This is a genomic window from Arthrobacter sp. (genome assembly GCF_031179985.1).
Lineage (GTDB): Bacteria > Actinomycetota > Actinomycetes > Actinomycetales > Micrococcaceae > Arthrobacter.
Map to the genome: position 1 here is coordinate 24,283 of NZ_JAPSHJ010000010.1, position 20,891 is coordinate 45,173.

18 protein-coding genes and 2 riboswitches are annotated in these 20,891 nt (G+C 62.6%); of the genes, 12 read left to right on the plus strand and 6 right to left on the minus strand.

What is annotated here, in order from left to right:
* Positions 1-96: 96 nt before the first annotated feature.
* From RIN13_RS06920 to RIN13_RS06940, 5 genes are all read right to left on the minus strand, one after another.
* Complete coding sequence (locus RIN13_RS06920; RefSeq protein ID WP_309106598.1) at positions 97-1,572, minus strand: HAMP domain-containing sensor histidine kinase; 1,476 nt, start codon at positions 1,570-1,572, stop codon at positions 97-99.
* A 2-nt stretch (positions 1,573-1,574) separates the two neighbouring features.
* Positions 1,575-2,285, minus strand: coding sequence for a response regulator transcription factor (locus RIN13_RS06925; protein ID WP_309106599.1), 711 nt, complete (start codon positions 2,283-2,285; stop codon positions 1,575-1,577).
* An 80-nt stretch (positions 2,286-2,365) separates the two neighbouring features.
* Positions 2,366-4,021: a DNA repair helicase XPB gene (locus RIN13_RS06930; RefSeq protein WP_309106600.1), complete on the minus strand. Its 1,656-nt coding sequence runs from the start codon at positions 4,019-4,021 to the stop codon at positions 2,366-2,368.
* Positions 4,022-4,025: 4 nt separating this feature from the next.
* Positions 4,026-6,533 carry a helicase-associated domain-containing protein gene (locus RIN13_RS06935; protein ID WP_309106601.1) on the minus strand — a complete coding sequence of 836 codons (2,508 nt, stop codon included), beginning with the start codon at positions 6,531-6,533 and terminating at the stop codon, positions 4,026-4,028.
* A gap of 10 nt (positions 6,534-6,543) precedes the next feature.
* Positions 6,544-6,774 carry a hypothetical protein gene (locus RIN13_RS06940; RefSeq protein WP_309106602.1) on the minus strand — a complete coding sequence of 77 codons (231 nt, stop codon included), beginning with the start codon at positions 6,772-6,774 and terminating at the stop codon, positions 6,544-6,546.
* Positions 6,775-6,946: 172 nt separating this feature from the next.
* Here RIN13_RS06940 and RIN13_RS06945 point away from each other — a divergent pair, with 172 nt between their 5' ends.
* Entirely contained in the window at positions 6,947-7,330 is a 384-nt protein-coding gene (locus tag RIN13_RS06945; RefSeq protein WP_309106603.1) for a cold shock domain-containing protein, read from the plus strand.
* 9 nt (positions 7,331-7,339) lie between these two features.
* The gene (locus RIN13_RS06950; protein ID WP_309106604.1) at positions 7,340-7,975 is read left to right on the plus strand and encodes a DUF3027 domain-containing protein; all 636 of its coding nucleotides are present in this window, start codon (positions 7,340-7,342) and stop codon (positions 7,973-7,975) included.
* An 87-nt stretch (positions 7,976-8,062) separates the two neighbouring features.
* Here RIN13_RS06950 and serC read toward each other — a convergent pair whose 3' ends face one another.
* Positions 8,063-9,193: a phosphoserine transaminase gene (serC, locus tag RIN13_RS06955; RefSeq protein ID WP_309106605.1), complete on the minus strand. Its 1,131-nt coding sequence runs from the start codon at positions 9,191-9,193 to the stop codon at positions 8,063-8,065.
* Positions 9,194-9,506: 313 nt separating this feature from the next.
* Between serC and RIN13_RS06960 the strand changes: the two genes are divergently transcribed.
* The 10 genes from RIN13_RS06960 (at position 9,507) to RIN13_RS07005 (ending at position 20,791) form a co-directional block, all read left to right on the plus strand.
* Positions 9,507-10,202, plus strand: a complete 696-nt coding sequence (locus RIN13_RS06960) for a metal-dependent transcriptional regulator (RefSeq protein WP_309106606.1) — start codon at positions 9,507-9,509, stop codon at positions 10,200-10,202.
* Between the two features lie 118 nt (positions 10,203-10,320).
* Positions 10,321-10,563, plus strand: a riboswitch (cyclic di-AMP (ydaO/yuaA leader).
* 3 nt (positions 10,564-10,566) lie between these two features.
* A complete protein-coding gene (locus RIN13_RS06965; protein WP_309106607.1) occupies positions 10,567-11,394 on the plus strand; it encodes a M23 family metallopeptidase in 828 nt (275 codons plus the stop codon).
* A 113-nt stretch (positions 11,395-11,507) separates the two neighbouring features.
* A riboswitch (cyclic di-AMP (ydaO/yuaA leader) is annotated at positions 11,508-11,701 on the plus strand.
* A gap of 4 nt (positions 11,702-11,705) precedes the next feature.
* Positions 11,706-12,419 carry a C40 family peptidase gene (locus tag RIN13_RS06970; protein ID WP_309106608.1) on the plus strand — a complete coding sequence of 238 codons (714 nt, stop codon included), beginning with the start codon at positions 11,706-11,708 and terminating at the stop codon, positions 12,417-12,419.
* Positions 12,420-12,521: 102 nt separating this feature from the next.
* Positions 12,522-13,286, plus strand: coding sequence for an NlpC/P60 family protein (locus tag RIN13_RS06975; RefSeq protein WP_309106609.1), 765 nt, complete (start codon positions 12,522-12,524; stop codon positions 13,284-13,286).
* Positions 13,287-13,598: 312 nt separating this feature from the next.
* Complete coding sequence (locus tag RIN13_RS06980) at positions 13,599-14,099, plus strand: HNH endonuclease (RefSeq protein WP_247048426.1); 501 nt, start codon at positions 13,599-13,601, stop codon at positions 14,097-14,099.
* A 75-nt stretch (positions 14,100-14,174) separates the two neighbouring features.
* Complete coding sequence (locus tag RIN13_RS06985) at positions 14,175-14,804, plus strand: NTP transferase domain-containing protein (protein WP_309106673.1); 630 nt, start codon at positions 14,175-14,177, stop codon at positions 14,802-14,804.
* Positions 14,805-14,856: 52 nt separating this feature from the next.
* Positions 14,857-15,159 (plus strand): DUF6457 domain-containing protein, encoded by a 303-nt coding sequence (locus RIN13_RS06990; protein ID WP_309106610.1) that lies wholly within the window; start codon positions 14,857-14,859, stop codon positions 15,157-15,159.
* Positions 15,156-16,622: a molybdopterin molybdotransferase MoeA gene (locus RIN13_RS06995; RefSeq protein ID WP_309106611.1), complete on the plus strand. Its 1,467-nt coding sequence runs from the start codon at positions 15,156-15,158 to the stop codon at positions 16,620-16,622. The genes RIN13_RS06990 and RIN13_RS06995 overlap by 4 nt, the downstream gene beginning before the upstream one ends.
* A 104-nt stretch (positions 16,623-16,726) precedes the next feature.
* Entirely contained in the window at positions 16,727-17,599 is an 873-nt protein-coding gene (fdhD, locus tag RIN13_RS07000) for a formate dehydrogenase accessory sulfurtransferase FdhD (RefSeq protein ID WP_309106612.1), read from the plus strand.
* A 165-nt stretch (positions 17,600-17,764) separates the two neighbouring features.
* Entirely contained in the window at positions 17,765-20,791 is a 3,027-nt protein-coding gene (locus RIN13_RS07005) for a glycoside hydrolase family 38 C-terminal domain-containing protein (protein ID WP_309106613.1), read from the plus strand.
* Positions 20,792-20,891 lie beyond the last annotated feature (100 nt).

Genomic DNA, 20,891 nt, shown 5'->3' on the forward strand with positions numbered 1-20,891 from the left:
GAAATGCCTCTCGACGCTTTGTGAGTGAATAACATAAGACCGGTTGTCCCGGCCCTGCATCGAGCCTATGAAGAAGGCGGAGGCCACTGCCACGGCCTATCCCTGTATGTGGATAACTTCGACGTCATCTTTCGTCTCAGCCAAACCCTCATGGTGCGGGAGGGTGACGATCAGCGTCGCGCCTCCTCCTTCGGTGTGTTCAACTCTGACAGTTCCGGCATGTGAGCCCACAATGGCAGCCACGATGGCCAGTCCCAGTCCACTGCCTCCCGTTTCGCGGGTCCTTGAGGTGTCCGCGCGGTAGAAGCGCTCGAAGATCCTGGGTGCCTCCTCGTCGGGGATGCCCGGTCCGTGATCCCGAACTTCAATAACAGAGCGCCGGCCACCATTGTCGTCAGCCCTGACGCCCACAGCCAGTTCAATGGGGGTGCCTTCGGGTGTGTACCGGAGGGCGTTGCCCACAAGATTGCCCACAACCTGGCGGAGCTTAGCCTCATCCCCCAGGACGGGCGCCGGTGCGGCGGGGCCGCCGTCGAGCCCAATCAAACTGATGCCGCGCTTACGCTGGCTGGCCTGGGTATCCACCACACTGTCGTGGGCAATGAGCATCAGGTCCACCGGCTTTTGTTGCAGGGGGCGCTGCTCATCCAGGCGGGTGAGGAGCAGGAGGTCCTCCACCATGCTGCCCATTCTCTTGGCTTCGCTTTCGATCCGGCCCATAGCGGTGCCCACATCCTCCTTTGAAGCCAGGGCGCCGTGGCGGTACAGCTCGGAGAACCCGCGGATGGTGACCAGGGGTGTACGGAGCTCGTGGGAGGCATCGGCTGCAAAGCGCCGCATGCGCTCTTCTGATGCGAGGCGTGCAGCGAAAGCCGATTCGATGTGCGCCAGCATGGCATTGAGCGAGCTTGCCAGCCTGCCAACCTCGGTACCGGGGTTTTCAACGTCCACTCGCCGTGAAAGATCTCCGGCAGCGATCGCGGCAGCTGTTTTTTCAACCCTTCCCAAGGGCCGGAACGAGCGCGACACAGTCCAGGTGGCTATGAAGAACGCCAACACCAGTGTCAGGAGCCCCACGCCGACGACCACGAGGACGGCATGCTCCATGACCTCATCCACCGGAGCCAGCGGAAGTCCCACAATCACCACTGCATTGCGCTGGTTTCCATCCAGCACATTGACCGCCACGACCCTCCAGTTGCCGCCGTCTGTCCCGCGTACCTGGAACGGGACATTCTTGCGTGCGTCAGCCTGGGCGGGGGAAATATCGTCGATAGCAGGACGGGAAACCTTGCTGCCGCCGAACGGGAAGGGCTGCTGGCCCGGGCTGAACAGGATGAGCGAGTAGTCCGTGGGGACAGCAGGGTTCTGTTCTTGCAACTGGTTGAAAGACTGCTGCCGACGCGCCGAGTCGAGGGCAGCCTCGAGTTTGTCATCCACCTGGCCCTGCAGATAGCTGTGCAGCAGTGTCAGGGTTCCAGCCCCTGTGACAGTCAGGGCGACCAGCATCAGCGCCATCATGATGGCCACGAGTTGCGACCTAAGGGAGGCCGACTTCCAATGGTGCAGCAACGTCAGCGCTTCTCAGCCGTTCGCAGAACGTATCCAACGCCGCGCTTGGTTTGGATAAGCGCCGGGGCATCGGGGTCGATGTCCACTTTCCGCCGCAGGTAGGAAATGTAGGATTCCACGATCGAGGCGTCTCCGTTGAAGTCGTACTCCCATACATGGTCCAGGATCTGGGACTTGGAGAGCACCCTGTTCGGATTGAGCATGAGGTACCGCAGAAGCTTGAATTCCGTGGGGGAGAGTTCAATAACGGTTCCGCCCCGGCGGACTTCGTGTGCGTCGTCGTCGAGCTCCAGATCGTCCACGCGGATGACCGCGTCGTCGTCGATCAGCGGCTGGGTGCGCCGCAACACGGCCCTGATCCGGGCCACTACCTCGTCCAGGCTGAACGGTTTGGTCACGTAGTCATCGCCGCCAACGGTCAGCCCTGTCACTTTGTCTTCCGTATCGTCCTTGGCAGTCAGGAATAGGACGGGGAAGTGCTTGCCCGCGGCCCGAAGGCGTCGCGTGACAGTAAAGCCGTCCATATCGGGCAGCATGACATCGAGGACGGCGAGATCCGGCGCATGGAGGTCGGCTGCAGCCAGGGCGTCCCGTCCGTTACCGGCCGAGACCACTTCGAAGCCTGCGAATCGAAGCGAGGTGGACAGCAGCTCACGAATGTTCGGTTCGTCGTCGACAACAAGGAGCTTGGCTTCGGGCCCATTCTTTTTCATACTTCCCATGATGCTCCCAGTGTCTGGGAGTTTTCTGGATGAAAGCAGTATGTTTCACGGGCAACAGGAGGCTTAAACCGTCAGGCTTCCTGGGGGTTCCTGCCGACATCTTTCGCATCCATGATCCTGTAGGCGTAACCCTGCTCCGCGAGGAAGCGTTGCCTGCGGGCGGCAAAATCCTGGTCCAGGGTGTCCCGCGCCACCAAAGAATAGAAACGGGCCGACCGGCCATCCTGTTTCGGCCGGAGGAGCCTGCCCAGACGCTGGGCTTCCTCCTGCCGGGAGCCGAAGGAACCTGAAACCTGGATTGCCACCGAGGCTTCGGGCAGGTCTATGGAGAAGTTCGCCACTTTGGAGACCACGAGAGTTGTGATTTCCCCTGATCTGAAGGCATCAAAAAGCTTCTGCCGCTCCCGCACCGGCGTCTCACCTTTGATCACAGGTGCGTGGAGCCTCTCCGCAATGTCGTCAAGCTGATCGATGTACTGTCCGATCACCAGCAGCTGCTCGCCCTGGTGCAGGGCCACGAGATCCTCCACAAGCCGGGTTTTCGTTTCTGATGTAGCGCACAGGCGGTACTTGTCGGCGTCGTCGGCCATGGCGTAGGCAACCCGCTCATCGCGGGGAAGATCAATCCGGACTTCGACGCAATCCGCGGGAGCAATATAGCCTTGGGCCTCGATGTCTTTCCATGGCGCATCGTAGCGTTTGGGACCAATAAGGCTGAAGACCTCGCCTTCCCGGCCGTCTTCCCGGACCAGGGTGGCTGTGAGACCCAGGCGGCGGCGGGCCTGGAGATCGGCTGTCATCCGAAAGATCGGGGCGGGCAGCAAGTGGACTTCGTCATAGATGATGAGGCCCCAGTCATTTCCGTCCACGAGTTCCAGGTGCGGATACAGGCCACCTCGCTTCGTGGTCAGGACCTGGTAGGTGGCGATGGTGACAGGCCGTACTTCCTTCACGGACCCGGAGTACTCGCCGATCTCTTCCTCAGTGAGTGACGTCCGCTTCAGCAGTTCGTCCTTCCACTGCCGGGCCGCTACCGTGTTGGTCACCAAAATGAGCGTGGTGGTGGAACTGGTGGCCATGGCCGCCGCGCCAACGATTGTCTTTCCCGCACCACAGGGAAGCACGACGACGCCGCTGCCGCCGGCCCAGAAGTTTTCGGTCGCCAATTGCTGGTAGGGCCTGAGCTTCCATCCTGTCTCGTTGAGCAGGATCGGATGCGGCGTTCCGTCAACGTAGCCTGCGAGGTCTTCAGCGGGCCAGCCGATTTTGAGCAGCAGTTGCTTAAGCTGCCCCCGGGCGGACGAATGGACCACCACCGTCTCGCCGTCAATCCGGGGGCCGAGCAGCGGCAGGATCTTCTTTGCCCGCGAGACCTCTTCAAGCACGGGGTAGTCGTCGGTGCGCATGACCAACCCATGCTGCGGGTCCTTCTCCAGGCGCAGGCGCCCGTATCTCGACATTGTTTCCTCGACGTCCACCAGCAGCGAATGCGGCACGGGAAACCGCGAATACTTCAGCAGCGTATGAAGGACCTGTTCCGCGTCGAGTCCCGCGGCGCGGGCATTCCAGAGACCCAGGGGAGTGAGGCGGTAGCTGTGGACATGCTCCGGAGCCCGCTCCAGCTCGGCAAACGCCGCGATTGCATGGCGGGCCTCGGTGGCAAGTTCGTGGTCCACTTCCAGGAGGATGGTCTTATCGCTCTGGACGATTAACGGGCCGTCAGACACTGGTCTATTCCTCTGCTGGTTCAACGTCGATAATGCGGTGGATGGAGAGAACCCGCTCAATTTCTTTGTGGGGGTCGAACACACGGACCCTGCCGCCGGATACAGCTACGGGAACAACCGTTTCCCTGTTCGCATTCCCGAGGTTGTCCACAATGTTCATCGTGACGCGTTGCTTAAGCCGGATCGCCTTTTGGAGCGTTTCCAGCCCGAGTTGAGTGACCTCTTCACTGTTATTGCGCCCTTCTGCCAGGCCTTTTGTCCGGGAGTCCCCCGGAGCGGTTGATTGCCGGCCGCCGTTTTCACTGCGGTCCTGCCGGAGAACCGCGAGCTGGGCGTTCACATCCGATTCCGGTGGTGCTGTTCTGGGCGCCGTATATACAGGTACCCCACTGCCGGCCACCGCGGTGGTGCGCCGCAACCGGACGACGGCAGCCTCGTGGTCTTCCAGAGCTGGAGAGAGACCCAAGTCCCGCAGAACCTGGGCGGTCTCCCGGGGAGTGGAGGACGAAACGAGGACTGTCGGGGCGAGCCGGACCAGACCCAGGCCGGAAGCGTTGGAGTTGTCGAGCAGCTCGAGGAGAGCGTCTTCATCATCGGCCTGGATGAAACTGGCCGCCGCGCCAACACGCAGCTTCCCGTGCCTGGCAGCGGTATCTTCCACCAGGTACTGCAGCGGCTGGGGGACCGCCGTCGCGGAATGACTGCGCAGGAACTCCATGAGCGTGGAGGCGTCCATGCCGGCGTCGAGGGCGCGGCGGATGGATGGTACGGAGAAGCGGTAGATGGTTGCCGGTCCTTGGCCTTCGGCATCAGCCATCACAAGGAGCTTTTCGCTGAGTTCCGGCGCAAGATAGCCAGGCGCAACAGCCGTAAGGTCCGCTTGCAGGAGCACGTGGTTCAGGGCTGCCGGCAGGTGCTCTCCCAGAGTATCGAGAGCATCGTCAGGCCGGCCTGAGGCCATGGCAGCGCCAAGTTGACTGAGTGCCCCGGATCCGATCAGGCCCAACATCTCGGCCTCGACCAGGACGCCCCGGATCAGGGAGCCGAAGCGACGGGCCATACGGGGCTGGGCCCATTCCGCGCGCTCCAGGACTGCGGCAGCATCCAGCACCGGGGCCTTCCCGTCAGGCGCCGCAGCCTCAACAGTCAACTCATGGAGTATTTCCAGGATCCGTTTGCGCACGACCGGGGCATCGGGCCGTTGGGCCTCCGCAGACAGTGCATTGATGACGCTGCCCGCCGCTGCACGGTTTGTTGCCGCTCCTTGGGCTGACAAGGGCTGACCGACGAGGGACGGAGCACGTTCGCTGGCAAGCCAGGCATTGACGAGCCACAGCCACTGCTCCTGGCGGGGAAGCGTTAGCCACTCCAGCTGCGGCGGCTGAACCCACGAAGAACTGTCGACGTCGAGCCGTAAGAGCCCGGCGAGGGCGCACAGCTCAACGAGCAGGTTGGCTTGTTGCAGATCAATCCGCAGCGCGTCCGCAAGGCGCCTCATTTCGCGTACTCCCACGCCGCCGCTGCGCAGGGTTACCAGAGGTTGGCCACGGACAACGAAGAGCAGCTCCCCGGTCAGGCGGAGGGTTTCGGCGATCGCTCCAAGGGCGGCGTTGCGGCGCAGCGCCGAGGTGGTGAACCCGAGTTTCGGTACCGGTGGCGTCAGGGTGAAGTGCTCGATGATTGCCCCTCCGCGGAGGGACATGCCCACGCTGTGGGGGAGTTCCACGTGGGCAGCGTCCAGGGGGACGAGCAGGCCCCTGGCCAAGAGCCAGTCCACAGGCCCGACGTCGTGACCTTCGTTTGCCAGCGACGTCCGGCGCTGTGCCTGGGGAACAGCTCCCATCGCCCAGTTTCCAAACCGGGCGAGCAGGGCAGTGGTCCGCCCCGGTGCAGAGGCAAGGATTTCCTGAAGCGACTCAGGTGACGAGGTCCAATGCTGAAGGGAGAGGGCCGCGTCCATAGGGGTCGTGGCGGGGTGGATCTCTGCACCTGCTGCCCGCAGCTCTGCCACTATCTGCACGACGCGTTGGGAAAAGGCCGGTTGCAGGCGGACCAGTTCTGTATAGCTCCGGCCGAGGCCCGCCGGATAGATTCCAACGACGTCCCTGAGGCTCCCAACGGGGAGATAGAAGCGGTGCCTGGTGGCCGCGGGAGGGGCGCCGTGGGGAGGTTCGGCACGTTGCACCAGTGCCAGTTCTTGAAGCGAGTGCAGCAGCTGCTCAATCACCGAGAGGGTGGAACCGGCGATCACTTTTTTCAGGACCGGGGCGGAGGCGCTGTGGCCGGTGTCAGTGTTGGTGCACAGGTGCAGTGCCTCCAGCACCTGCATCTGGGGCCGGTTCAGCCGCTCCAAGGCACGCTGGACGCTGACCCTGCCGCTGGCACGGGCCGCCAAGGCTGAGAAATCCGGTACGCCAGGAGAGATGAGGTCCGGTCGCGCGGAGAAAAGAGCCCGCAACGATTCATCGCTGCGTGCCTCCAATTCCTTGCTGAGCGCGCGAATAAGGGACATCAGTCCAACGTTACCGCCCGGACGACTTTCCTGCCCTCCGGCGGACCACTCCGTCTGCAATCAGGGCCAGCATCAGCAGGAACGCGAGCGGTAAGCCATACAGCGCCGTCGAAGTAATCCAGACGGGTGCAACAATGCCTGCAAAAGCCAGGGCCATAACGGAGCCCACTGCAATCAGGGACAGAAAGGCCATGGCAGCGGCCAATATCTGGAAGGGCCGCTGGAAGCGGGAGGGAATCATGATGCAACGCTAACAGCCCGGCTCCGGAGGGCTGAAAGCAGGAAACAGGGGCCTGGCAGGATAATGTTGACCTAACAGACCAATATGGATCAGGCGTCATGCCCAAACCCGCCAAATTAGCGGCGGCGGACAGCTGTTTCCCAGTCGCAGAAGAATGAAGAAGGTTGATTGCATGCCCACCGGCAAGGTCAAGTGGTACGACAAGGACAAAGGTTTCGGTTTCCTTGCAGGGGAAGATGGCCAAGAGGTGTTCCTGCCCAAGTCTTCGCTGCCCGAGGGCATCACGGAACTCAAGGCTGGGACACGTGTTGAGTTCGGCGTCGCCGATGGACGGAAGGGCGCCCAAGCCTTGGGCTTGCGTGTCCTGGATAAGACGCCGTCCATCGCGAAGGCCAAGCGCACCAATGCAAAGGACCTGGCGCCTGTGGTCCAGGACCTGGTGACCGTACTGGACAACCTCTCGGGAACGCTTTCTGCCGGGAAGTACCCGGAGGGTAACAAGGGCAAGGCCATTGCCGCTGCCCTGCGTAAGGTCGCCGACGAGCTGGACGCTTAAGGCCCCCACATGACTTCGGAATCCGATCAGACTGAATCAAAGCCTGCGAAACGACGTACAGGCGTGCCGGTCTGGCGTACCGGAAAACCGGATGCGCTTCTGGCTGCGGCCGTGGATGTTGCCAGGACAGCAGTAGAGGGCATCGCACCGGCCTCGCAGATCGGTAGGCATCTGGCAGCCCGGACGGAAGGGGACCGTGTTGTCACGCACCTTTTCGAATCGAAGCTTGCCGGCTACCAGGGCTGGCAGTGGTACGCCGTTCTGACAAGGAACTCCCGGTCCAAGACCGTAACCGTCAATGAGCTGGGCCTGCTTCCATCCGAAGACTCGATTCTGGCCCCTGAATGGGTTCCCTGGGCGGAGCGGGTGCGCCCCGAGGACGCCCGCCAAGACGATGAGATCGTCAGCGAAGAACATTACGAAGAAGCGGACACCGGGATTGACGCTGCGGCAAAGGGGCTGATCGCCGCGGCAGTGGCTGACGCTGTGCCGGAAGTTGCCGATCCAGAGACGGTGCCCTCCCCGGAGTCCCCGCAGTCTTTCGATGAGGATGAGTCCTTTAATGAGGCTGTGCCCGTTGATCAGGCTGAGCCCGTCGATGAGCCTTTCGATGAGGCCGGCCCGTCCGCTGAGGGAACCGTTTAGCCAAAGACGGCGACGGCGCCGCCGGACGTGAACCGGGCGGCGCCGTCGGACGCTGTCTTTATGTCTTTTTTCTGCAGGACTTGCGTGCTACTTCTTCAGTTCAGCTACCACGTAGTCGATGCCGGCCAACAATGCGGTGATGTCATCGGGTTCAATGGCAACGAACGTGGCGATCCTCAGCTGGTTGCGTCCCAGCTTGCGGTAAGGCTCGGTATCGACGATTCCGTTGGCGCGGAGCACCTTTGCGATAGCGGAAGCGTCGATGGAGTCATCGAAGTCTATGGTGGCAATGACGTTGGAGCGGTCCTCAGGATTGACGACGTACGGCGTTGCATACTCGGAAGCATCCGCCCAGTCGTAGATGCGGCCGGCAGAGTCTGCTGTCCGCTTCGCTGCGAAGTCCAGGCCTCCGTTGGCATTGAGCCACTGCACCTGGGCGTCCAATGTCACCAGGGTGGCCAACGCGGGCGTGTTGTAGGTCTGGTTCAGCAGGGAGTTGTCGATTGCCGTCTGAAGATCGAGGAAATCGGGGATCCACCGGTCGCTCGCCTTGATCCGGGCTGCCCGCTCCAAAGCTGCCGGGGAAAACAGCCCGAGCCATAGGCCTCCATCGGAGGCGAAGTTCTTCTGTGGCGCGAAGTAGTAGACATCAGTCTCTGCCACATCCACGGCCAGCCCGCCCGCAGCGGAAGTTGCGTCCACCAGGACGAGTGAACCCTCGTCAGCTCCGAGGACACGCTTGACGGGGGCGGCAACGCCGGTGGAGGTTTCGTTCTGCGGCCAGGCGTAGACGTCAACGCCGGCTTCTGCAGCAGGGGCGGGCCGTGTGCCGGGCTCAGCCTTGATGATTGAGGAGGGCTCAAGGAAGGGCGCCTTGTTGGTGGCAGCGGCGAACTTCGAACCGAACTCACCAAAGGACAGGTGTTGGGCTTTCCGTTCCACCAGGCCGAACGCCGCGACATCCCAGAATGCAGTGGACCCGCCGACGCCGAGGATGACTTCGTAGCCTTCCGGGGCCTGGAAGAACTCGCCTAAGCCGTGACGCACGGATCCAACGAGGTTCTTTACCGGTGCCTGGCGGTGGGAGGTTCCCAGCAGCGTTGCCGAGGCGGCGGCCAGTGCATCCATCTGCTCCGGACGGACCTTGGAAGGGCCGGCACCGAACCGTCCGTCCTTGGGTAGGAGGTTGGCGGGAATAGTGATGCTGGTGTCGCTCACAATGGCTCCAATTTTCGGCTTTGGACGTAGGAGATGGCCCGGCAGGTAACGGTTGCTGCAACAAAGACTCCCGTTTATTCTGCCTGACGGAGCCCACTGACGGAATTTGTCCGTCACACTGCGGTCATGACCAACACTGCTGCCCATATGGTCGGGTGGGGATTATCCGGAGTAGTTCAAAATACGTTAAGCTGGCCTGACGTACAGCACAGGGGCCGGGGTGCGCTGCGGAGGCCCCACGGGACCGCCGGCACTGTCCGGCATGAGGTACGGCTGACGGACGCAAGATACTGAGCTCGAGGAGCTGAGCTGGATGACGGATCTGATCGATACAACGGAGATGTATCTTCGGACGATTTTGGAGCTTGAAGAAGAAAACATTGTGGCGCTTCGTGCCCGCATTGCAGAGCGCCTGCGTCATTCGGGGCCCACGGTCTCGCAGACGATTGGGCGGATGGAGCGGGACGGGCTTGTGGTTGTTTCGGGTGACCGCCATCTGGAGCTGACTGAAACAGGCCGGAAACGCGCCACTGAAGTTATGCGCAAGCATCGCCTGGCCGAGCGCCTCCTCGCCGATGTGATCGGTCTGGACTGGGCATACGTTCACGATGAAGCATGCCGCTGGGAGCATGTAATGAGTGAGCGGGTGGAACGTCGGATCTACGAAATGCTCAACCATCCAACGGAATCCCCCTACGGGAACCCCATCCCCGGGCTCGCTGCACTGGGCGGGGACGCCTCGCAGCCTCTCAGCGACGGGGCAGTTAATCTCCTGGTGGCCATGTCGGGCTACCGGGTCAACTCCAATGTCCGGATCAGCAGGCTTGCCGAACCGATCCAGGTGGAGCCCGAACTTCTCGTTCAGTTGGACGAAGGCGGCATCCGGCCCGGGGCAACCATTTCGCTGGAGCGAGTGGGCGAATACATCTCAGTGCGCGTGCCGGACATCGAGGGTGCGCTGGAACTGCCGCCAGAAGTTGCGGCTCACGTGTTTGTTACGGTCAGCTGACCACCGTCATCAGCGACCGCCGGGACAGTGTGCGTGGAAGCAGACCAAATATAACGAAATTATTACTGCGCCATTTAATCGCCTATAGTTGAGCACTAGCGCCGATACTAAAGCGTTACCTGATTTGAAGCCGAGCTCTGCCAGCAGATCAGGTGCACGAGTCCCCTACTGGCAGAGGTGGAGGAACCACAACCGGCTGTTGAGAAACAGCCTTGGGGTGAAGTCCGCCAGCAGCAAGCACACCAACGAAGGCTCCCTCTTGGGGTTCCTTTGTGCCTGAACGCTTGCGTGGCGGACCGGATCTTTGCACTCTCTGATCCGAATCCGACAGCTAACTTCGCAGGCTACCCAGAGAGGAAGACCTTTGACCACCCAGAATGCCAGGGGCCGTCGCCGTGCGACAGGTCCTGCTTTGGAGCTGCAAGTATCCGAAGCTGTCGCCGCCGCTGGCCGTCCCCGCGACCCGCACCGGGACGCACGCCGCAAACGCAGCCCTTTTCGTCAGGTCACAGAATTCGCCGGCGCCAGTGGCGTAGGTCAAAAGGCAGGCATCGCCCTGGCGGCCACGGGCTTGATCCTCACAGTCACCGTTCCGGTTACAAGTCCCATGACGGCCACGGGGGGCGTCGGTTCCACGGAGGCTGCACTTTCCGCCTCTGTCCAGCCTGAAGTCTCCGCAGCTGCGGGCGCAAAGGTTGATTTCAGCCGCAGTACCGTTTCCACCACCGGTGATCCCGACGGCAAGCTCAAGCAGCTCCTCAGCGCACAGTCCGCTGGCAGCGTCAGTCGGGCAGCGTCAGCCGGAAGCCTTGGAGCTCCGCTGGACACCCTCATCACAGCCTCCCCCTTCGGTTACCGCGTCAGTCCCATCACCGGCGGTTATGGAGAATTCCACCGAGGGCAGGACTACGCGGCCCAGTGTGGGACCGCCGTCCATGCAGCAGCAAGCGGGACGGTCACCTTTACTGGCTGGCATCCTTACGGCGGCGGAAACCGCGTGGTTATCGACCACGGCAACGGACTTGAGACCACCTACAACCACTTGTCCTCAATCGACGTCCAGACGGGCCAGAAGGTCACCCGCGGGGACACCGTGGCGTTGAGCGGGACCACCGGGGCGTCCACTGGCTGCCACCTCCACTTCGAAGTGATGGTCAACGGCGACGTCGTAGATCCAACGGGCTGGCTCTGATTCAGATGATGGATTACTCTCATATTTCTGTGACATGCCGTGACCTGAATGTGACATTCAATCCAAAGTCCTGTACCGTCTAAACCACGCCAACTTTTCCGAAGTTGGCGCTCTTGAGTGGATTGCCTAACTCTGCCACCGCTCAAGGTCCGTTCGCATTACATCGTCTGGCAGAGGCGGGGGAACCAATTTTGGTCTTCGAAAGAAGACCTTGGGGTTAAGTCGCGAAGCTTCTCAGGAAGCCAAGTGGCCGGGTGACTCCCATCCGAATCCGACAGCTCACCTCGTAGGCATTGGGAGAGGCTACTTTCGTGTCTTCACGCCACAATGCTGCGCGCCACCGTGCTCAATCGGTGCGCATGAACCCCTTGGGTTCCGTGTCTAAAGCCGTTGCTAACAACGCGGGAACCGTTGGTCGCCAAGCTGCTGTCATTGCAGCTGCTTCAGGGCTCATTCTTGCTGCCGGCCTGCCAGCCAATGCGGCGGAGGGCAATCCTGGAGTTGCCGCCACCGCGGAATCGGGCTCACAGGCCACTCAGATCGCGGTAACCGCCGAGCCAACCGCCAAGGTTGTGTTTGAGCGTCCCTCCGTGACCACCGAGGCAGCGCCGAAGATCGAGCCTGTCCAGGCGCAGTCCGAGGAGCCGGCAATCGAGCTGGCTGCCACCACCGACAAGCCAGCCGCCTCGTCAGCTGCCGCATCGGGCTTGGCAGCAATCGCCTACACCGGCATCGGCAGCCCCTACCTTTGGGGCGGCACCACTCCCAGCGGCTGGGACTGCTCAGGCTTTACCCAGTGGGTCTACGCCCAGGCCGGCATCAGCATCCCCCGTACGAATGCCTGGACGTCCATGGCGCCCACTTCCACTCCCGCCCCCGGTGACCTCGTCATGCAAAACGGCGGTGCCCACGTTGGTATCTACGTTGGCAACGGCATGATGATCAGCGCGCTTAACCCCTCGCAGGGCACCATCCTGCACGCGGTGTCTGCAACAGGCACCTCCTCGTTTTACACCCTTCGCTAAGTAACCCGTTCGGGGCGTTCCGGCCTACCCCCAAGAAGCCGGAACGTCCATAGCCCACGGCCTGCCCAGCGCGGTCCGAGGAATACGAAAGAGAGAAAATTAATGACTACACGTGCAACCATTGCACGGCACCGCGCCGAGGTCACCAAGACCAACTCGCTGGCTGTCATTGCCAAGTCCGTCGGCGACAACGCCGGTGGTGTGGGCCGCCAGGCTGCGGTTATCGCTGCTGCCTCCGGTCTGGTCCTGACCAGTGGAATTGCCGCCAACGCGGCAGACACCAGCGTTCAGCGCGAATCCACCTCTGCGTCCACCCTCGAAGTGAAGTCTGCCACCCCGGCGACAATTTCAGCTGCTTCCACGATTGCCATCTCGTACGAGAAGCCCGCCGTCTCCACGACGCCTGCTCCGGTCGTCGAAGCACCCAAGCCTGTAGTCGAGGTGCAGGAAGCCGCCCCGGCAGCTCCCGCCGCTGCCGCTACGGCAACTGTCGCTGCTACCGCAACGGCTCCCGCCCCCGCACCGGCAGCTGCAAGTGGCATGGGCGCTTCAATCGCCGCCGCAGCTTACGCACAGCTCGGCGTTGCCCAGGACTGCACCATGCTGGCAACCAACTCCCTGGCTGCCGTCGGCATCAACTACCACGGCTGGCCGGCAGGTTACCTGTCCCTCGGCCGTACCGTCAGCGCTGCCGAAGCTCAGCCCGGTGACCTTGCTTACTACGAGAACGGCGGAATGGGCATGGCCCACATCGCGGTCTATGTTGGCAACGGCCAGGCAGTCCACGGTGGCTGGAATGGTGGAACCACTGCCCTGTTCAGCGTCAACGTCGGCTCCGGCCCGGTCTTCATCCGCGTAGGCGGCTAGCACCGGCTCCAAGCAAACAGCAGCCCGCTCCGGCCCCTGGACCCAAACGGTCTGGAACTCCCGCCAGGAGAACCTGCTCGGAAGGACCTTTGTCTTAGGACAGGGGTCCTTCTGCCTTTTTCACCACGTTGTTGCCCTTCCCTCAACGATTCGGGGATGCAGGCTAATCGGAATTGCGGCTCGCCACAAAGAGTGGATTCGGCAATTCGGGCATTCAGTGTTTACTCTGGTGATGTCGATCCTTAGCCCGGACATGCCGAGGGCAGCCGGCCCTCGTGCCCCTGACGGGTGCGGCCGTGAAGAGGTATGCGCATGCGCACACTCGTTCTGAATGCTGGATATGAACCGCTGGCGGTTGTCACCTTCCGCCGGGCGCTGGTGCTTGTGCTCGCTGGAAAAGCCAGCGTGGTGGCCGAGGGCGACGATCCCGTCGTCGGGCCGCAGGAGATCCTGGGCCGACCGTCCGTGATCCTGCTCAACCGCTATATCCGGCCAAGGTACAACACTGCGACGGCTGTGAGCCGGCGGGGCGTGCTGCGCCGCGACGGACACCGCTGCGCATATTGCGGCAAGGCAGCCCACACCATAGACCACGTCCACCCCAAATCCAGGGGTGGCGCTCATTCGTGGGACAACCTTGTGGCGGCCTGCCTGCGTTGTAACAATGCCAAGGGGGACCACACCCCATCCGAGATGGGCTGGAAGCTGCGGTTTTCCCCCGCGCCTCCGGTAGGCACCATCTGGCAGATCAAAGAGCTTGAGAAGCCCACGCCCGAATGGGATCCCTTCCTTCTCCCTGAATCTGCCGCGTAGGGATTTCACGAGCCCGCTTGGCGGAGTTGTGGGTCCTGGCCTGCACCTGCCGCTTAGGCTTGTCTTGTGGAACCAATGTCTGCGGCCTTTGATGCCCTGATCCTGGCCGGAGGCCGTTCGTCTCGCCTGGGCGGAGTACCCAAATCCGGGTTGATGTACGACGGCGACACCCTCCTTGAGCGTGCGCTTGCAGCCGCGCAAGGAGCGGCCAGGATCGTGGTGGTAGGCCCCGATCCCGGAGGGCTGCCGGCAGGTGTCCTCGCCACAAGGGAGGACCCGCCATATTCAGGTCCGGCGTCGGCGATTGCAGCAGGGATGGCAGCGCTGGACGAGGGTGCGGGCAGGCCGGCACTGCTGACACTGATTCTGGCGTGCGACATGCCCCGCTCAGCTGTCGCGGTAGGGGCGCTCCGGCAACACCTGGGGTTTTCGGCTGCTGGCGCCAACCCGGATTCGGGGCGTGACGGAGTGATGGCGGTGACTCCGGAAGGCAGGAAACAGCCTCTGGCCGGCTTCTACCGGACGATTTCACTGCAACGCGCCGTCGAGGAAGCTCGTCTGCAGGACCGGCTCAGTGACGCCTCCGTTTTCTCGCTCCTTGCTAGGCTTGACGTGAGGTTGGTTACCGTTCCTACCGGCTCCACGGACGACGTGGATACGTGGGACGATGCCGCCGCATTAGGGGTGTCCAACCGGGAGCAGTAAAGGCTCCATCGGTTGTGGCGTCCGCAACGGCAGGTGAATTTGGAGGCACTTCGTGAAAAGCCAGGACGAGACGCTGGAAGAGTGGTGCCGGGCGTTGCTTCAGGCCTTCGAACTGGAGAACGTCGAAGTGGACATCAACGAAGTGCTCGCCGTGGCCGGAGTGGCGGCCCACTCCATCGTGCGGCCCGCTGCCCCGCTGACGACGTTCATTGCCGGTTTTGCCGCCGGCCTGGCATCGGGTTCCGGGCAGGCCAACGATGCCCATTCAATGCAGGCCGCCCTGGGCGTGGCCCGCAGCGTGGCTAAGGACTACGCGGGTGAGCCGCCGGCAAACACTGGAGTTCCCGGCGCATGACGACGGGTCTTCCGGAGGCCGAAGGAGAAAGTCCCTCTGACCCCTCCCAGCCCGGCACGGAAAAACAAGCGCCCGACGACGGCGTCGACAGGCCTCCGCATCACCTTGCCCATACCTGGCAAGAGGCCAGGCAGGCTTCCTTCAACTGCGCCACTCCCATTCCGGCCGGGCCAGTCAGGCTCGCCGATGCGATAGGCAGGACCTTGGCGACAGACGTTGTGGCGCTGCAGGACATCCCGCACTACGCGTCCTCGGCCATGGACGGCTGGGCGGTAAATGGCACTGGACCCTGGATCCTCTCGCAGCCGGGACAGCGATTGGCTCCCCACGAGGCCAGCCCCATTGCGACCGGGGGCCTAATCCCGCCCGGAGCGAAAGCGGTGCTGCGGAGCGAGAGCGGGGTTCTGACAACTGACGATGACGGGCTTCCGGTCCTTGCTGTAGGCGGGGGCGCACGTCCAGGTGAGCCCCGGAATGGTCAGCACATCCGCAAGGCAGGGGAGGAGGCCCTGAACGGGGAGACCCTTGTCCGGAGCGGCGCGGTATTGAACCCCGCCCACATTGCCCTTGCCGCCCTTGCCGGCCATGACACCGTCGACGTTCTCGGCAAACCGGTGGTAAAGCTGCTCCTCACAGGGGCGGAGGTGGTCAGTGAAGGCTTGCCTGCGCCGGGGCAGGTCCGGGATACGTTCGGACCGCAACTGGCCTCCGTCGTGACCATGCTGGGGGGAATCTGCGCGTCCCAGGCCAGGATCGGGGACGGCTATGCCGATTGGCACGCCGGTCTGGAAGACAGCGTTCCTGAACCGGACGGCGGCCTGCCTGCATCGGAGAGTTTGCCAGCCCCGGAAAGCCTCCAGGCCGACGTCGTCATCACCACTGGAGGCACAGGACGCAGCGGCACCGACCATCTCCGGCGGGCAGTTGCTGACCTGGGGGGACGGCTCCTGATCGATGGAATCGCCATGCGGCCGGGGCACCCGGTGGTGCTTGCCGAGCTTCCTGATGGCAGGTTCGTCCTGGGGCTGCCCGGAAATCCGTTGGCGGCGATGCTGGCCCTGTCAACAGTGGGGGCACCCCTTCTGGCAGCCCTTGGACACCAGCCGATGCCGCCCGTCAGTGAAGTACCAAGCGGGACGACCATCGAGCCTGACCCCGGGCGGACTCGGCTGATGCCTTACCGGTTGCTCTATGGCATGGCGTCGCCGGCGAAGCATGCGGGACCGGGCATGATGCGCGGGCTCGCCTCGGCCGACGGCGTGCTGGTGGTGCCGCCCCATGGGGTGCAACTCGGAGAGCTGGTCCCCGCGTTCGCCCTGCCCTGGGGATCAAGCGTCGACGTCCCGGGATCCGGTGCCGATGCAGGAGCCGGGAAGACAGCGGGGAAAAAGCCCGTCAAAAGGACTGCAAGGAAGGGCGCAGCGGCGGATGGTCCCGTGGACTGGAGTGCACTTCTGGATTGACCGTTTCATTGTGAACAGCACTCGTCCCCTGTGAGGAGCACTCGCTGGCATAGCCCGCCCGCGCTTGCAATGATGGAGACATGAACGAAAGCCAGGGTTGACCCATGGGACGCATGAGCGTACGCCGCAAGATCCGCAAGTTCGTGATGGACGGCTCTCCCGGCGCAACCGACTTTCCGGTCCGGCATAAAGAGGACGTCCTGGCCGTCGAGGAGCCTCTGGAAATCAGGCTCGGAAATCTCTCCTTCTCCGTAACTATGAGGACACCGGGGAATGATTTTGACCTTGTGGCAGGTTTCCTCGTCTCCGAGGGCGTCATCTGGGATCCGGATCAGCTCGTCTCCTTGAGGTTTTGCGCCGGCGAGGACGAGGACGGCGTGCAGACCTTCAACGTGGTGGAGGCACAGCTGCGGCCTGATGTAGCAGTTCCCGAAACCGGGAGGAACGTCTACACATCAAGCTCCTGCGGTATTTGCGGCACAGACTCAATCGAAGCCGTGCGGAAATCGTCCCGGTTCAGCCCGGCCACAGACACCAAGCCAATACCGCTCGCCACCCTTACTTCCCTTCCCGAGCGGCTTCGCGCGGCCCAGTCGTTGTTTGACGCCACGGGTGGAGTCCATGCTGCAGGTCTCTTCCGGATACAGGAGAACGGCGAGGCTGAGCTGCTCTGCCTCAGGGAAGACGTAGGACGTCACAACGCTGTCGACAAAGTGGTGGGCTGGGCATTGCGGGAGCGGCTCCTGCCCCTCGCCGGCACCGTACTACAGGTCTCAGGCCGGGCCTCCTTTGAGCTTGTCCAGAAGGCCTGGCTTGCAGGAATTCCGGCCTTGGCCGCGGTCAGCGCGCCGTCCAGCCTTGCTGTCGAACTGGCTGAAGCAAGCGGAATGACGCTGGTCGGTTTCAGCCGGGCAACCAGCCTTAACGTATACGCGGGGGAGCATAGGATCACGGTTCCAACTCCGCTGGCAGGATAGGATCCGGGCTTGGTATTACCCGTTCGGACAAGTAGATTTTATCCATCGAATGGAAACTGTCTTGCTGCCACGGGAGGATGACTGGACCGCTCGAAGGCTGATGGTGACGGTCCAGCCAGAGACTTTGTCAGCAGCTACCCGGATACGAGCCTAAAGAGGAATCACGTGCACGACGACCGCCGGATCACGGAAGTGCGTCTCGACCGCTTTATGCGCGAACGTATCAGTGCTGCCGTATATACCCGCACCACGGAGCTGTCCCTGAGCAGCTGGGACGCTCCTGACGAGCCCGTTCCGGTCATGGAAGCCCTCCGCCAAGAGTTCCTGCCCCAAGAGCACGGAGCACCCTGGGGAAAGCCGTGGAGTACAAAATGGCTTCGGCTGCAGGGTGAGGTGCCGGATTCCTGGGGGACGCTGCCGGACACAACGGTGGAAATCGTCGTCGACCTTGGATTCACCACGGAACTTCCGGGCTTCCAGTGTGAAGGGATCGCCTGGCGTCCCGATGGCACCATCATTAAGGCCATCTCACCGCGGAACCAATACGTTCCGCTGAAACTCCTGGGCAGTGGCATGGCGATTGACTTCTACGTGGAAGCCGCCGCCAACCCCGACGTTGCCCAGGGCTGGACTTTTGCGCCTTCTCCCTATGGCGACAAGGTAACCGCAGGAACTGAGCCCCAGTACAGGCTCGGCACGATCGCCATAGCGGAATTGAACCGGACCGTCTGGGAGCTTCAGCAGGATGTCTGGACACTCCATGGGCTGATGCACGAACTCCCGATGGAGCTTCCGCGCCGGCACGAGATTCTTCGGGCCCTTGAGCGGATGATGGACGCCATGGACCCGGAGGACATCGCCGGTACTGCTGCTGCTGGCCGTGAAGCGCTGGCCACGGTTCTGGCCCGACCGGCCTACGCGTCCTCCCACCGGCTCGTTGCTACAGGCCACGCCCACATCGATTCGGCCTGGCTGTGGCCCGTGCGGGAAACTATCCGCAAATGCGCCAGGACGTTCTCCAATGTTGTGGCGCTGATGGACGAATACCCTGACTTTGTGTTTTCCTGCTCGTCGGCCCAGCAAATGGCTTGGATCAAGGAGTTTTACCCCGAGCTGTTCGGCCGTATCCGGGAGAAGGTCGCTTCCGGACAGTTCGTCCCCGTGGGGGGAATGTGGGTCGAATCGGACACAAACATGCCCGGAGGGGAGGCCATGGCCCGCCAGTTCATTGAGGGCAAGAGCTTCTTTTTGAAGGAGTTCGGCGTGGATTGCCAGGAGGCATGGCTTCCTGATTCGTTCGGCTATTCGGCTGCCCTTCCGCAGATTGTGAAAGCGGCCGGAAGCCGGTGGTTCCTGACGCAGAAGATTTCCTGGAACCAAGTGAACAGGATGCCGCACCACACCTTCCAGTGGGAAGGAATCGACGGTACCCGCCTCTTCACGCACTTCCCGCCGGTTGACACCTACAACTCGGAACTGAGCGGGCGGGACCTTGCCCATGCGGAGCGGAACTACCGCGACCACGGGCGCGGCACTGTTTCCCTCGTTCCCTTCGGTTATGGCGACGGCGGCGGCGGACCGACGCGTGAAATGGTCGCAGCAGCGCACCGAACGGCTGATCTGGAGGGCTCGCCCCGGGTCCGCATCGGAACCCCCCAGAGCTTTTTTGCCGAAGCGGAAGCAGAGTACAGCCCCTTGCCCGTATGGGTGGGCGAAATGTACCTGGAGCTGCATCGGGGCACCTACACCAGCCAAGCCAAGACCAAACTGGGCAACCGCCGCAGCGAGCATTTGCTGAGGGAAGCGGAGCTTTGGTGTGCAACCGCCGCTGTGCGCACCGGCGGCGCCTTTGACTATCCCCAGGCCGAACTAAAACGGCTCTGGCAGTTGGTCCTCTTGCACCAGTTTCACGACATCCTGCCCGGCAGTTCGATCGCCTGGGTCCATCAGGATGCCGAGCGGAACTACGCGTCCATCATGGAAAGCCTCGACGCCATCATCGGAGATGCAGTTGCTGCCCTGCTGGGCGAAGGCGAGCGAAAGTTTCTCCTGAATGCAGCGCCTCATGAGCGTAATGGCGTCCCGGCGCTCGCCGCAGCGGAACCAGTGCGTTCAGAGACTCCCGTAACAGTGACGGAAAAAGCCGGAGGGTACGTCCTGGATAACGGCGTCATCCGGGCGGTAGTGGATGGCAGCGGGCTCCTGACCTCACTCATGGATTACTCGAGCGGACGCGAAGCGATAGCACCCGGCCAACTCGGCAACCATCTGGAACTCCATCGCGATACTCCCAACGAATGGGATGCCTGGGACATCGATGAGTTCTACCGTCGCAACGTCACCTCACTGCGGGAGGCACGGTCGGTGACGCTGGAACGCGGCGGCTGGGACGCCGTCGTCGTGGTGGAGCGGCTGGCCGGCTCATCAGCGGTGACCCAGCGGATCTCCCTTGAGGCAGGGGCTGACTCCCTGACCATTTCAACTGCAGTTGACTGGCAGGAGAGCCAAAAGCTGCTTAAGCTCGGTTTCCCGCTGGATGTGCGGGCCGACCGCTCTGCATCCGAGACCCAGTTCGGCCATGTGTTCCGTCCGACCCACCTCAACACATCCTGGGAGACCGCCAAGTTCGAAATCTGCGCCCACCGGTGGATCCACGTGGCGGAACCCGGTTACGGCGTGGCGATCTCGAATTCCTCCACGTACGGCCATGACGTGACCCGGAATGTAAGGAACGACGGCGGCACCACCACAACTGTTCGCCTCTCGCTGCTCCGGGCGGCGAAGTTTCCTGATCCGGCGGCTGACCGGGGGGTGCATGAGCTGACAGTCAGCATCCGTCCGGGAGCGACGATAGCGGACGCAGTGGAAGAGGGCTACCGCACCAACCTCGCCCCCCGGATTGTTACGGGCGGGCAGCCTGTGGAGGCGTTGTTTTCGGTCTTCAACCAGGCGCTGGTGATTGAGGCTGTCAAACTCGCAGAAGACGGCTCCGGGGATGTGATTGTGAGGCTTTATGAATCACTGGGGGAGCGGTCCGCTGGCCTGATGACAGCCAACTTCCCGGTGGCGTCCGTGCATGCCGTTGACCTGCTGGAACGTCGGGTTGATTCCCCTGGTATCAGCGCCGGCAATGATTCTGTTGAGTTGATGCTGCGGCCATTCCAGTTGGTGACTCTAAGGTTTGTGCGGTAGGGGCCGCTCTCTAGCCGACGCGGCCGTTAAATAGGCTGAGTGGGGGCGGTCCCCAACAGCCCGCCACCACTCATCCCCCCAACATTGCTTACACCGAGCG